At 45.2% G+C, this 13,602-nt stretch carries 11 protein-coding genes and 1 tRNA gene; 2 read left to right on the forward strand and 10 right to left on the reverse strand.

Going from position 1 to position 13,602, the window contains the following annotated elements; translation table 11 throughout:
- Positions 1–16: 16 nt before the first annotated feature.
- The gene (locus NV381_RS34085; protein WP_258217760.1) at positions 17–1,045 is read right to left on the reverse strand and encodes a sugar-binding transcriptional regulator; all 1,029 of its coding nucleotides are present in this window, start codon (positions 1,043–1,045) and stop codon (positions 17–19) included.
- Between the two features lie 325 nt (positions 1,046–1,370).
- Between NV381_RS34085 and NV381_RS34090 the strand changes: the two genes are divergently transcribed.
- Together NV381_RS34090 and clpP are read left to right on the forward strand one after the other, a co-directional pair.
- A tRNA-Arg gene (locus NV381_RS34090) sits at positions 1,371–1,445 on the forward strand.
- 213 nt (positions 1,446–1,658) lie between these two features.
- On the forward strand, positions 1,659–2,240 hold the full coding sequence (gene clpP, locus NV381_RS34095; RefSeq protein ID WP_258217761.1) for an ATP-dependent Clp endopeptidase proteolytic subunit ClpP: 582 nt from the start codon (positions 1,659–1,661) through the stop codon (positions 2,238–2,240).
- Between the two features lie 243 nt (positions 2,241–2,483).
- On the opposite strand, the gene NV381_RS34100 is transcribed toward clpP, so the two are convergent.
- From NV381_RS34100 to NV381_RS34140, 9 genes are all read right to left on the reverse strand, one after another.
- Positions 2,484–4,250 carry a stalk domain-containing protein gene (locus NV381_RS34100; protein ID WP_258217762.1) on the reverse strand — a complete coding sequence of 589 codons (1,767 nt, stop codon included), beginning with the start codon at positions 4,248–4,250 and terminating at the stop codon, positions 2,484–2,486.
- A gap of 240 nt (positions 4,251–4,490) precedes the next feature.
- On the reverse strand, positions 4,491–4,760 hold the full coding sequence (locus NV381_RS34105; RefSeq protein WP_076230567.1) for an HPr family phosphocarrier protein: 270 nt from the start codon (positions 4,758–4,760) through the stop codon (positions 4,491–4,493).
- Positions 4,761–5,023: 263 nt separating this feature from the next.
- Entirely contained in the window at positions 5,024–5,953 is a 930-nt protein-coding gene (whiA, locus tag NV381_RS34110) for a DNA-binding protein WhiA (RefSeq protein WP_258217763.1), read from the reverse strand.
- Positions 5,954–5,960: 7 nt separating this feature from the next.
- Positions 5,961–6,947 carry a gluconeogenesis factor YvcK family protein gene (locus tag NV381_RS34115; protein WP_258217764.1) on the reverse strand — a complete coding sequence of 329 codons (987 nt, stop codon included), beginning with the start codon at positions 6,945–6,947 and terminating at the stop codon, positions 5,961–5,963.
- Positions 6,944–7,843 carry an RNase adapter RapZ gene (gene rapZ / locus NV381_RS34120; RefSeq protein WP_258217765.1) on the reverse strand — a complete coding sequence of 300 codons (900 nt, stop codon included), beginning with the start codon at positions 7,841–7,843 and terminating at the stop codon, positions 6,944–6,946. The genes NV381_RS34115 and rapZ overlap by 4 nt, the downstream gene beginning before the upstream one ends.
- Positions 7,844–8,207: 364 nt before the next feature.
- Complete coding sequence (locus NV381_RS34125; RefSeq protein ID WP_258217766.1) at positions 8,208–9,158, reverse strand: ROK family glucokinase; 951 nt, start codon at positions 9,156–9,158, stop codon at positions 8,208–8,210.
- Positions 9,159–9,566: 408 nt separating this feature from the next.
- A complete protein-coding gene (gene trxB, locus NV381_RS34130; protein ID WP_258217767.1) occupies positions 9,567–10,514 on the reverse strand; it encodes a thioredoxin-disulfide reductase in 948 nt (315 codons plus the stop codon).
- Between the two features lie 96 nt (positions 10,515–10,610).
- Positions 10,611–12,368 (reverse strand): tetratricopeptide repeat protein, encoded by a 1,758-nt coding sequence (locus NV381_RS34135; RefSeq protein WP_258217768.1) that lies wholly within the window; start codon positions 12,366–12,368, stop codon positions 10,611–10,613.
- A 105-nt stretch (positions 12,369–12,473) separates the two neighbouring features.
- The gene (locus NV381_RS34140) at positions 12,474–13,424 is read right to left on the reverse strand and encodes a ribose-phosphate diphosphokinase (RefSeq protein WP_258217769.1); all 951 of its coding nucleotides are present in this window, start codon (positions 13,422–13,424) and stop codon (positions 12,474–12,476) included.
- Between the last annotated feature and the right edge of the window lie 178 nt (positions 13,425–13,602).

The following is a 13,602-nucleotide window of genomic DNA, read 5'->3' on the forward strand; positions in this document are numbered from 1 at the left end:
GACAGGTAAGAACCTATCAAGATGGCAGCATTTGAACCATTTCTATTGCAGCGGCTTCGTCGGTCACCAATATATCCTCATGTCCGAAGCTTAGTACCGAAACGATTGCTTCTCCCTTGCTCTTTCCGCCTGCAACTCCAATCACACAATCCATTTCCTGAATATCATCGATACGCAAGCCGACGGTAGGCATTTTATGAATAATTTTACCCCTTCGGTCAAAATAGTACCCGAATGCTTCGGCCAATGCTCCTTCATGCTGAAGGCTGGCTATTGTTGCATCGTCAACCTTACGGCGGCGTGCCATCACCATAGCTTCTCCCATGCCATGAATGACGATACGAGCCTTGCGAATGAACTCAATGATCTCTGTAATGGTAGTATCTTGCATTAAAGATTGATAAGCATCCTCGCCCAACTGATCAGGAACATGCAGCAGTCTGTAGCTGGCTCCTGTTTTCTTAGCCATCGTTGAAGCGATTGTGTTGGCTTGGAAATCAACGCTTTCCCCCAGCCCGCCGCGAGCCGGTACAAACCAGCTGCCCTTGAGCGATGTTGATGAGGATAAATGATAAGCGACTTCTGCCATTGTCGAACCGCCAGTTACGGCAATGACTTCGTCCTTGGACACGTACTTACGAAGCACAGCTGCTCCCGCGCGACCTAATTCCTTCTTCGTATGCGGTGATGTGTCCGAGTCGCCCGGTACGATGATAACCTGCTTTAAACCAAAATGCTTCCGTATACGCTCACTCAGCTCATTCAAGCCGAACAATTCCTTGACCATCGGTTCGATGCTCTCAAGCAGCTGCCGTCCCGCTTCACTGATTCGCATACCGGCCGCCTCAATCTCCAGCAAGCCCTGGGCCTTCAAAAATTCGACCTCACTGCGCAGAACACGTTCTGTCATATTAAGCGACCCCGCCAATGTTCGGCGGCCTACAACACCCGAAACCATAATGTGATGAAGGATGGTATACCGCTCCTTCATGGTGTCCAATAGATCCGGAAGAAGCTGCTTTTGAATATTGAGTATTTCTCTCATGGAACACTCTCCCGTTCAAACATGGACCATTTTCGTCCCGGCATTACATTTTCAGTCCCACAACTTCCAAAAAAAGTACTAAGCAATCTACTTAGCACTTATAGTATATAAAATCTGTAAGCTAATTTCAACTAAAAATCACAATTTGGACAAAAAATGTGGATTATTCTCTGTTTTGCGCTATTTATAGCCACTAGTACCTAGCCATTATGAGGATCAGCGTTCCCTAATTAATTATCAGACAAACATAAGGTTGCTTTTTTCAGAGCATTATCATATAATAACTTTTGCTCGTCAAATTAACCTTAACATTTATATACAATATGCGCTCGTGGTCCAATGGATATGACGTAGGCCTCCGGAGCCTGAGATCAAGGTTCGATTCCTTGCGAGCGCGCCATTACTTCTAACCATCCAACCTCTTTATTGCAGCAGCTTCTTTTTTGAAAGCTGCGCAGTGAGAGGTTTTTTAGTTGCGTTTGTTTGACCTTTCTTGACCTTAGTTTGTTTTTCCGCTATGATGGGTATAGTGTTACCAACCACATCAGGTGCAACCATTGCTTCACGCAAATCGAAGTTGGTTGTCACTATGAATTTAAGGAGGCTGCAACCTATGAGTTTCATTCCAATGGTAGTTGAACCCGATGCAAGAGGGGAACGCGCTTATGATATTTACTCCCGCTTGCTGAAAGATCGCATTATTTTTCTAGGAACCGGGGTTAATGATGTTGTAGCTAACTCAATCATTGCCCAACTTTTGTTTTTGGCCGCAACAGATCCAGACAAAGACATTCATCTGTATATCAACAGCCCGGGCGGCTCCATTACAGCAGGGATGGCCATCTTCGATACGATGCAGTTTATTAAGCCTGATGTCTCCACGATTTGTGTCGGCATGGCCGCTTCAATGGGCGCCTTCCTTCTCGCAGCTGGCGCTAAAGGCAAACGGTTCGCTTTGCCTAACAGCGAAGTTATGATCCATCAGCCTTTGGGCGGTGCCGAAGGGCAAGCCAGCGACATTGAGATTCGCGCTAAGCGGATTCTCAAAATGCGCGACAAGCTTAACACCATCCTTGCTGAACGTACCGGCCAATCATTTGAGCAAATCGAGAAGGATACGGACCGCGACAACTTCATGTATGCAGAAGAAGCACGCGCTTATGGCCTTATCGATAAAGTAATCGAGCGCAGCTAACCTTTCAACTTAATATAAGAAAAGCTTCTGATCGAAGCCCTTTCGAGGAAGATACATTCGTGTCTAAGTTGTAGCTTTTCTTGCAATATCAGACTTCTTCAGCTCCGCTGAAAACTTATAAAGTCTGATATTATCAAAAAACCGTTTTGACACCCGCTCTATTTGCAGGTTATCAAAACGGTTTTTCTTTGTTTTACGCCGTATTACACTTCAATTGCCCAATTAACCCCATTCAAAGTGCGTCTATTTATCATCCAATGGGTAAAATATTAAATCAATTGGAAATGCCGAACCCGCCGGCGGGGTAAATTCAATATCAAGCGAGTCTTCCTTGCCCGTCGTTCTGGCTAAAATCTGCATGCCGTCAAATGCAGTTATCACACCCGATTCAGGCACCAGGCGGATTTCGCCGTTAATTTTGAACGGTCCTTTAAATACTCCTCCATAGGCCAGTATCATAACTGCCATTTTGCGAGGCTTATCGGCGTGAATTTTATATATCACCCCATAGTTGCCGTCGTTGGTAACATCCTTTTTGCGCATCGGGTCGTATCCCGGCTGGAATGGATCCGTTGTACCGTCACCAATGATAATCCTCGATGGCGTAGTGAAGGAACTGGCGTCTATACCCCACTTCACCTCGGATACAGGAAACGATCCTCTCACGTGTCCTGTGAAGGGCAGAAGCGGAAGCTGGGTCAGCGTATTCTGGTTTACTGCATCCGTTGCTACGAAGGAAAACTCTATCTCTCCATCTGTTTCCACATCGTAGAACAGGTTCACGCCTTGTCCCGGATAAAACTCAGGCATTTGTGAATAAATAAATGTCTGTTTGGCCGGTACTGTCATCGAATCATTGCGCGGATCGTTCATCAAGAAATCAACTGAAGCTTCGTTACCAATCAGATTGGCGTATACAGAAGGCCAAACCTCGCCTTTATTGGTTGTCTTGATGGTTACAGGCTTATCTGTTGTATTCCTAGCCAGAATAGCTAAAGTGACTTTTTCCTTCGTTCCGTTAATGTGGTCAGCATAGAGCCGTCCTTTGCCTTTAACTTTATCCTGGTACAAAATCCCTTTTTCTGTGAACTCCTCCGGACTATCACTAACCAACAGCTTTCTTGTATTGTCTGTTGTGACTTGTTTAGGCAGCTGCGGTAAGCTCCAGAAGTTACCCCACAGCATACTCCAATCCGTTTTAATAAAACCGCCTATAGGCTTCATATAAATTGGATATTCAATAGCGCTCAAATACGTTTTATCTTCAATCGTGATGTTGCGGGTATACGTATCGCTTTTATTGCCATGTCCGTCCCAAACGGTAAGAGTAACAGGAAAAGTTCCTGCCGTAAAGAAAGCTTCTTCCTTACCTGTCCATTCGAATTTAGCAATACCTTCGGCATCCGGATCATAACTCAGGTCTACGTATTTGACCGGTTCGCCAATTTGATAGGTTGATTTAGCAAACGAAAATTTAGCCACAGGTTTCGAGTTGCCCGTATTGGGAATGTAAATCCCGGCCGGCTTTACCGTATGAATAATTTCTACGCGCCGAAGCTCCTCGTTATATGTGTAACGCGCTCCCATATAATCAGCCAGCCACGTCAGCTTAATCAACAGCCTGCCTTCCTTGCTAATAGCAGCGGCAGAGTCAAAGGGCTGCATCAATCCATTAACCCATGCGGAATTTCGATCGCTGTCTAGTACGATATTGTAGCCCGGCGTCGTCATTGTAATTTGCCGCGTTTTATCGTTCCATTCAACCTTCATTCCCATGGCATCACCTAAAAATTTGGCAGGAACGAACATTTTATCTTTAATAATGGTCGCTGGTGAATCCAACTGAACCTGTTTTCCATTCAAAAATGCTTCGACTTTATCAACATAAAGCAAAATATAATTGGAAGCTGTTGACATTGGTTGTGCCGCCGATACAAATGTAGGACTGAATACTGCGAATAATAATGCGATAATGGCGATCAGTGATAGTTCTCTTTTCATCTGTTTCATCTCTCTACTCCTTAGAATTTTTGCAAAAAATTCCTTATTACGCTCAAACCTAAAAAAAATTTAATAAATGAAAACAACAAAAAACCTTTTCGGCTGAAGACACGTCATAATAGACGTTCTTATTAAGAAAAGGTTGCGCTTTTATTGGCAGACCATACAAATCATTATTTGGAAATGTGTCCATTTCGTGCAAGTCGCCAAACAAAAAAAGCTTCCTGATTGGAAGCCCTCTGCGGTCGGTTATTGGTTTTCAAGTTCCTCTTTACTTACTAATGTGACTAAAGCGTTTACAGCCTGTTCTGCGTCCGAACCCTCTGCACTAATATAAACTTCCGTACCTGTGCTGATCGCCAGGCTCATAATACCCATGATACTTTTGGCATTCACTTTCTTCTCATCCTTCTCAACGAAGATTTCGGAAGAGAATTTATTCGCTTCTTGAACGAATAGTGCCGCCGGTCTGGCATGAAGGCCTGTTTTCAACTTCACAACTACTGGGCGTTTCGACATTCCAACCAATACCCCCTACATCTTTAATAGCAAATGACCATTCTCAGATAAATGACCATGAAAAAAGCGATTTATCAATTATTATATCATTTTTCAATCCGATACACTAGGAATAATGTGCATTTACACAAAAATTCTATATTTACCGAAAAATTTACCTAAAAAGGAGTGACAACCAACCTCGCTTCGCTTGAGTTAATGGTTGTACTTTAGTGACATCCAATCCTGCTTCACACGAGGTTATCGTTGCCCTTTATTAACACTTAAGCTTTTCGGATTTTTTCCGCTAATTCATCGATTTTACGAAGACGGTGATTAACCCCGGATTTACTGACGCTGCCTTTTAACATATCGCCAACTTCTTTTAAATTCAGATCCGGATGCTTCATACGAATTTCTGCAACCTCACGTAATTTCTCAGGCAAGTTTTCTAAACCGACTTCCTTTTGCAGCAGCCGAATATTATCGATCTGCCTTACAGCCGCTCCGATAGTCTTATTTAAATTAGCTGTCTCACAATTCACCAACCGATTGACGGAGTTGCGCATATCCTTCATAATCCGGACATCCTCAAACCTGAATAAAGCTTGGTGAGCGCCAATTAGACTTAGGAATTCGATTATTTTCTCGCCTTCCTTAATATAGAACACGAAACCCTTCTTACGTTCAATACAGCGTGCATTCAAATCAAACTCATTAGCCAAATCGCATAATGCCTGGCAATGCTCTTCATACATCGACGAGATTTCCAAGTGGTAGGAGGAACCCTCAGGATTGTTTACAGACCCGCCTGCCAGGAAAGCCCCCCGCAAATAGGCTCGCTTACAGCAGCTGTCTTGAAGAATCACCTCTTCAATCCCGGGAGTAAATATAAACCCTTCGGATACAATTTGCATTTGGGCCAATATCTCCTGCACCTGCTGGGGCACTCGCACAATATACACATTGTTTTTCTTTAATCGCATCTTTTTTCGGACAAGCAGCTCAATGTGAACACGAAACTTCTTTTTCAACAAAGAATAAATCCGTCGCGCAATGGCAGCGTTCTCTGTAGAGATATCAAGTACGATCCGTTGATTCGTCAATTGTACGGAGCCATTCATCCGAATCAATGCTGATAGCTCTGCCGTTTCACAACAGTCATCCGACTGAATCATGGTTAATTCCTTTTTCGTTTGTGAGGCGAAGGACATGATATAGTCACCTCTTCTTAATCATCCAGTTCTCCACCAATTGATAGATGTGCTGGCTTAATTTATCGGCGTCATGGCGAAGATAGGTGCGAAATAATACCAGTTGGTCAGCAATGACCTTGTATCCTTTTTTCGTTACCTCATCCAGATCGAGATGGACGACCTTTGCGCCTTTTTCCGCGTACCTATTTTGAACCTGAGGAGGAATCTCTCCATTATTTACAATAACATAATCAAATAAATCTTGCCCTACATGATCACGAACCGCACGTAAATGGTCGCTTACGGCATATCCATCCGTCTCTCCTGGCTGCGTCATGACGTTACAGATGAACATTTTGAGCGCTTTCGACTCAACAATTGTCCGCGTAATTTCAGGAACAAGGAGGTTTGGCAGAATGCTCGTGTATAAGCTGCCCGGGCCCACCAGAATTGCATCAGCGCGCCTTAGAGCCTCTACTGCTTCAGGCAGGGGAGATACATCTGCCGGTTCAATAAACACCCGTTTAATGACTTTGCCGGATTTGGGGATTTTGGACTCCCCTTCAACAATCGTACCGTCCATCATCTCTGCTTTCAGCACTATCGCATGATCAGCTGCGGGAAGCACTCTGCCGCGCACTGCAAATACTCGGCTAAGCTCCCTAACGCCAGTTACGAAATCACCGGTAATGTCTTGCATTGCAGCCAAAATTAGATTACCCAAACTATGGCCAGCCAATCCCTGACCTTTTTGAAAACGATACTCCAGCATTTTACCGAGCAAGGGCTCTACATCTGCCAGCGCAGTTAGAACGTTGCGGATATCCCCTGGAGGAACCATTTCCAATTCGGAGCGCAGAATGCCTGAGCTGCCTCCGTCGTCCGCAACCGTCACGATAGCGGTAATATCCATCGGCTTCTCCTTCAATCCCCGAAGCATGACGGATAAACCTGTTCCTCCACCGATTACGACGATGCGGGGCTGGTCACCTTCCTCGTGATCCTTTGTCATTTTTTCACCTCAACCCGATCCCGCTCTGAGTCGCGGTGGCTTACCCGAATAATTTCCGTTTCGCTATTATCCATTACTTTACCGAGATACTCCGCAATAGCTACGGAACGATGCTTGCCACCCGTACAACCGATCCCGACTACAACCTGGCTTTTACCCTCTTTCTTATACTGCGGCACCAAAAAGTGAAGCATATCGAGCAGCTTGGTTAGAAACTCCTGTGTTTCACTCCACTTCATGACATAATCGTAAACATCCTGGTCTTGACCGGTATTAGGACGAAGGGCGTCGACATAATGCGGATTTGGCAAAAACCGCACGTCAAAAATTAAATCAGCATCAATCGGAATTCCATACTTAAAGCCGAAAGAGATTACATTTATAGATATGCCGCCCAGTTCCAGATTGGTGAATCGGGATACAATCTTCTCTTTCAGCTGCGCAGGCTTCAGGTTGCTTGTATCAATAACCTGAGTAGCTACGCCTTTGAGTTCTTCCAACAGCTTACGCTCCTGATGAATCCCTTCCAGTGGCACTCCCGTCGGTGCTAATGGATGTTTACGGCGGCTCTCCTTGTAACGCTGTACGAGGATAGCGTCGGTAGCATCCAAAAATAGAATTTCATAGGTCAGCGTGTGATTTTCCTTCACATAACGAAGCGATTCCGATAAGGAAGTGAAGAACTCTCTTCCGCGCAAATCGATTACAAGCGCCACTTTGCCAATGCGGCCCTTCGACTGCTCGATCAACTCCGCAAATTTGGGAATTAATACGGGAGGAAGATTATCCACGCAGAAAAAACCGAGATCCTCTAAGCTTTGCACCGCGATCGTCTTGCCTGCTCCAGACATACCAGTAATAATGACCAGCTTGCCCAAGGTATGCATTTCTTCCATGGGTACTTCCTCCTCCGGGCGCTCGGTGTCCATCGGTGGGCTACCGCGGCAGGAAAGTACCTTCGGCCCCTATTCAAACCATGTTCCTCTTATTATACCTGGCGGTGGGAACTTGGTTTAAAAATGGTGCACGTAAACTCTCCGGTATCTTCCCTACCGCTCTCGCCTCCGATGGAATCCTCGCTATATCTATATATAAGCGCGCGGTAATTAGCGCGCTTGTTCTAGGACTTAAAGACTTGAATGAATGTTGTCTACTTTTAGTTTATTGAAAGATAGAGACAACAGAACTAAACGAGAGCCTCGAATCAAACAAAATATGAATAAGACAACCCTTAAGAGACATACACTCAAAATCGGAAAATTAAGAATGCAGATTTAAACCAGCTGCTCCGACAACACCAGCGTCATTACCTAGTGTAGCGGGCACAATATCCACGCCTTCACTTGCTGATTCTTGTGCATATTCGTGAAAATAATGACGAATCGCATCGAACAAGATATCCCCTGCTTTAGAAACACCGCCACCGATAATGTACCGCTGAGGGTTCAACACAACCGATACCATAGCCATCGATTTACCCAAATAGTTGGCTGCACGATTAACAATCCGCTGAGCAACATCATCGCCTGATTTAGCTGCATCAAATACATCCTTAGCCGTAATGCCTTCTACTAGAGCCAAAGAAGTATGCTCCCCGCGTTCCACTGCTTCATTCGCCATTCTAATTATTCCTGTTGCGGAGGAAACCGTCTCCAGACAGCCATTCATTCCACAGCCGCATTGAATAGCTTCCAGGTCTGGAACCAATCTCATATGGCCCAATTCTCCAGCCATACCTTTAAAGCCTTGATATATTTTTCCGCCAACGATAATACCGCCGCCTACACCAGTCCCGAGGGTATAGCATACCAAGTTGGGAATGCCTGCTCCAGCGCCACTCCACGCTTCGCCTAATGCTGCTACATTAGCATCATTATCGATTTTCACTGGTTTACCCAGCTTTTCTTCAAGAATTTTCTTAACAGGCACGTTGCGCCAACCTAAATTAGGTGACAGCTTGATGAAGCCCTCAGGAATATCCATAAATCCAGCGATGCCTGCTCCAATGCCGGCTACCTGCTCCCAATCATAAGAAGTGTCCGAAATAAGCTTGCGAACATAGCTCGCGATGTTCTCCAGCACAACATCCGCGCCGTGCTCTGTCCCAGTCGGCCCTTCATAAGTATGAAGCAGCTTTCCATTAATGTCACAAAGCCCCACCTTAATAGTGGTTCCCCCTAAATCGACTCCAACATATACCTTTTCTCCCATGCCTTGTCACCTCATAAACATATAATCACATATTGCTCCACCATCAACTATAAGCCAACCCCACCCAGAGGTCAAGACAGAGAAAATCTTGGGATAAACGCCTTGAGGCGGCTGCTATCCCTTATATATAGAACGGTTGCTGACTTATAGCCACTATCCCCTTTAATAAGAACAATTCCCACCAAATCATTGTGCTTGTTACTGCTAGCACTAACTGGAAGCGTGTCCCATAGGGACGGAAGCGATCCTTTATCTACAACATCATACGAAGCACCAAACTCGCCTCCCACTCCTATATTTTTCGGGTGTCCAGAGGGCAGCAGCCCTTGGAGCCCTCCCGGCGGGGAGGGTTTGGGAGGGGGAAAGTATAAAAAAACGTGAAGCCCAGTGCTCCACGTCTCCTTGTATTTACAGCGATTGACTCCAATCGTGAACCGCATGACCATCCAAAAACTTCTCACAATCCAAGGCAGCCATACAACCGCTGCCAGCCGCTGTAATGGCCTGACGATACTTGCTGTCTTGCACATCACCACATGCAAATACGCCCTCAACATTCGTCAGCGACGTCCCCGGCTTCACAACGATGTAACCTGTTTCGTCTGTAGTAATTTGTCCAGCGAGGAAGTCTGTGTTCGGTCTATGTCCGATAGCAACGAAAATACCGTCGGTCTCGATAACTTCTTCCTCACCTGTTTCGTTGTTTTTCACTTTCAAACCTGTTACGCCTTTATCTCCCGAAATTACGGCTAGTGGCGTCTTATTAAGATCCCAAGCAATTTTCTGATTCTCCCGAGCACGGTCCTGCATGATCTTCGAAGCACGCAGATCATTGCGGCGGTGAACCAGCTTAACTTCCGTTGCAAAACGAGTCAGGAAGTTCGCTTCTTCCATGGCCGAATCCCCACCGCCAACAACGATGATTTTCTTGCCGCGGAAGAAAAATCCATCACAGGTTGCACAGGTGCTGACACCGCGTCCCATGCTTTCCTTTTCATTCTCAATACCTAATAACTTGGCTGTTGCGCCCGTAGAGATAATGATGCTCTCCGCCTCAATGTCGCCCATGCCTTCTACCGACAGCTTAAATGGACGCTTTGACATATCAACCGAGTTGACCCAGCCCGTCTTGAATTCAGCGCCAAAGCGTTCCGCTTGTTTGCGCATATTATCCATTAACTCAGGCCCCATAATGCCTTCAGGAAATCCAGGGAAGTTTTCTACCTCTGTCGTTGTTGTAAGCTGACCACCTGGTTCAGGCCCTTCAATAACCAAAGGATTCAGATTGGCACGTGCCAGATAAATAGCTGCAGTGAGCCCCGCAGGACCTGTACCTATAACGATTGTTTTGTACAAAATGACTCCTCCTAAAAGTTTCGCGTCAGCAAAACCAGCATCGTAAGCATCTATAGAGTTTCACCCAAGCGAAACTTCCTTAAATAAGCAGGTCGCTTATTTTATCTTATGATCAAAGCTCGAAAACTTGGGGAAAATAGCTTCCATTTTCTCTTTAAGTCCACACGCTTCGTCGATGATTTTCACGTTCTTGCTTATGGTTGCAACCGATACTTTGTACCTGTGAGCCAGCTCATGATACGAGATCGCACGACGATGCATTTTGGCCGTTAAATATTCAAGCGCTGCTGCCCAGCCTTCAACCTTCGAAATTTTGGGAGAATAAATTGGGTATACACGAGACAAATATTCTACCCACAAAGTCTGAAGGTCATACTGCTGTACCATATCGTAACGGCGATCCATTTCCTTCATGGCCATATCCATAATTTGCTGCCATTTAGGTTCCCATACCGGTAAATTCGGCGAGAATGGAGAGGCCGGGACTGTAATCTTGCTTCCGTCCAGAACAGCCGTAACCGGCTCGTGCAAGCCAATATTGCGCAGCACGAAAATAGCTACCTTTTTCAAGTAATCGTCTTCGCCCGGTTCCTGAATGAATTCGAGCAGAGCTTCCTTCACTTCATTATCAGCAATCAAGCCAAATGCTTGAATAACCTGTAATTTGGTTTCTGTATCCCCGTGGCGCAATGCCCAGAAAAAGGACGAGCGCACCAACGGATCACGTTTCAAGTGGTCGGGCAAACCCTCCGAAGACTTTTCCAAGCCTCTGAACTGCTCTTCAAAAGGAAGATGGTAGTGATAGCTCACCGGAGGTTTTACCTCCTCATCTCGCGCTTTGTGCAGCAAATTCAGGTAAAATCCGGGGATTTCCGAACCGGGATCGAACTTATTAGCTTGACGCCATTGACGCTCAGCTTCCGCATATTTCTGCGTATTGTAGGCAGCAACCGCGGTATAGTGAAATAAACAAGGATCAAGACCCGCTTCCCCGGTTTTCAGCAGTCGCTTGAACAAACGGTACGCCGTCTCATGTTCACTTAAGATACCCATTGTGGTAGCCAGTTTAAACACATGATCCTGATGGAACGGATAGGTTTTACGCAAAACACCCATCAATTCACTGAGATTTTCCTTATCACCGAAATGCTGGTAAAAGATGGCCAGGTTGCACAATGCATGCAAGTTGCCGTGCTCCAGCTCCAGCACTTGTTTTATCATATCGATCGACTTCTCAAAATGACCCATGTAATAATAAGCCAAAGCCAGATTATTACGTGCCGCCATAAAGTCGGGATGCTTCTTAATTATTTTCTCCAATATACGGACCGCTTCAGCAAATTTGCCTTCCTCAAGCATAGCCCGGGCACGGTCATGTTCGAACATTCCTTCACGGCTTTTTATAGAAGTAAGCTTGGTCGGACGATCCAGTTCATAGCTGAGCAGCTCGATCATTTCCTCAGACTCCTCCAAAAATTGGCCGGTAGGGTCATTCTCTAAATAGTGGATAATTGCTTTTTCAGCTAACTCATAATCTTCCATGTTGGCATAATTATTGGCCATGTAGAAATAACATTCTGTCATAGCTGGATCAATCTGATCCAATACCTGCTGAAGGATACGATTAGATTCCTCGTAATTTCCCATCTCCGAGAGAAGCCCAGCCAAGTTACAATGATTAACCGCATTTTCCGGCTCGTATTCGGCTGCGCGACGAAAATACTTTAATGCCTTATCATAATGAAATCTGTCCAAGGATTGAACGGCTCGTTCGAAAAAGAACGTGGCATCCATTTTCATCGAGATCACTTTAGCTGGTGGTTGGGTTGGGTTAGCACGCTTTTTCTTCTCCATTAAACAAGGCACCTCCGGTTCCGTCTGGAATTTGCAAGAAACCAGCGTTATTACTATCAAAAGTATAGCACATTCCTGAAAAAATAAACAAAATAGTTAAACTTCTTATACGCCGCCGTATTTAAATAGCGAACTAATCGACCCGCCGTCTTTAATAATCCGGATGGCATTGGAAAGCAATGGAGCAACGGACAATACCGTGAAACGGGATGAATGGTCGTCCGGAATCGCAATAGAGTCGGTTATAACGACTTCCTTGATGTTCGGATGATCCAACCGCTGTAGAGCAGGCCCCGAGAACACAGGGTGGGTGGCACAGATATAAACGTCGTTAGCGCCTCTTTCCTTCAAGCCCTCAACCACGTTGACAATCGTTGTTCCTGTATCGATCAAATCCTCGATGATAACCGGAGTTTTACCTTCCACATCACCGATGACATGGGTAACTGCTGACTCATTATGGGCATAGCGTTTCTTAAACATCATAGCGATAGGCGCACCAAGCACATTGGCCAGGTTCTCAGCTCTCGTCACACCACCCGCATCCGGGGATACAACGATCAAATCATCAATATTTTTATTTTTGATATGACTGCTTAACAAATCCAGCCCTGTCAAATGATCAACCGGGATATTGAAAAATCCTTGAATCGCAGGCGCATGCAAATCAATCGTAATTACACGATCAGCTCCGGCAGTATTCAATAAATCAGCAACCAATTTTGCCGTAATCGGCTCACGCGGGGCCGCTTTACGTTCCTGACGGGAATAACCATAATAAGGTACGACAAGATTAATCGTTCTGGCAGATGCGCGTTTGGCCGCGTCCATCATTACCAAAAGCTCCATAAAATGCTCATTAATCGGATGAGAGAACGTCTGCACTAAAAATACATCACAATTCCGTATGCTTTCTTCGTAGAGACAGTAAATTTCTCCGCATTTAAACCGGGAGAGCTTGATTTGGCCCAGTGGGACGCCCAATTCCTTACAAATACGTTCTGCAAGCTGAGGATTGGAAGATCCCGAAAAGATTTTCAATTTGTCGCTGTACATGGTTACCTCCGTTGGATTGTTTACATTTTGCAGTCAATAAAACCCCTACGATTTGTATTACGCAGCAGGCCGCATTCCGATACATTTATTCGCCAAATGTCATTATACAATAATACTCAACTATATTATACATGAAAAGAATGCATTAAGAAAAAGGCGATTCAGTGAAAAACAGGGG

Source organism: Paenibacillus radicis (ex Xue et al. 2023) (assembly GCF_024722015.1).
Lineage (GTDB): Bacteria > Bacillota > Bacilli > Paenibacillales > NBRC-103111 > Paenibacillus_S.

Coding starts and splice junctions, on each gene's coding strand:
- clpP (WP_258217761.1), top strand. CDS start 1,659: ATGAGTTTCATTCCAATGGTAGTTGAACCCGATGCAAGAGGGGAACGC.
- NV381_RS34135 (WP_258217768.1), bottom strand. CDS start 12,368: ATGGAGAAGAAAAAGCGTGCTAACCCAACCCAACCACCAGCTAAAGTG.
- NV381_RS34125 (WP_258217766.1), bottom strand. CDS start 9,158: ATGGGAGAAAAGGTATATGTTGGAGTCGATTTAGGGGGAACCACTATT.
- NV381_RS34115 (WP_258217764.1), bottom strand. CDS start 6,947: ATGACAAAGGATCACGAGGAAGGTGACCAGCCCCGCATCGTCGTAATC.
- NV381_RS34105 (WP_076230567.1), bottom strand. CDS start 4,760: ATGTCGAAACGCCCAGTAGTTGTGAAGTTGAAAACAGGCCTTCATGCC.
- NV381_RS34085 (WP_258217760.1), bottom strand. CDS start 1,045: ATGAGAGAAATACTCAATATTCAAAAGCAGCTTCTTCCGGATCTATTG.
- NV381_RS34140 (WP_258217769.1), bottom strand. CDS start 13,424: ATGTACAGCGACAAATTGAAAATCTTTTCGGGATCTTCCAATCCTCAG.
- rapZ (WP_258217765.1), bottom strand. CDS start 7,843: ATGGAAGAAATGCATACCTTGGGCAAGCTGGTCATTATTACTGGTATG.
- NV381_RS34100 (WP_258217762.1), bottom strand. CDS start 4,250: ATGAAACAGATGAAAAGAGAACTATCACTGATCGCCATTATCGCATTA.
- whiA (WP_258217763.1), bottom strand. CDS start 5,953: ATGTCCTTCGCCTCACAAACGAAAAAGGAATTAACCATGATTCAGTCG.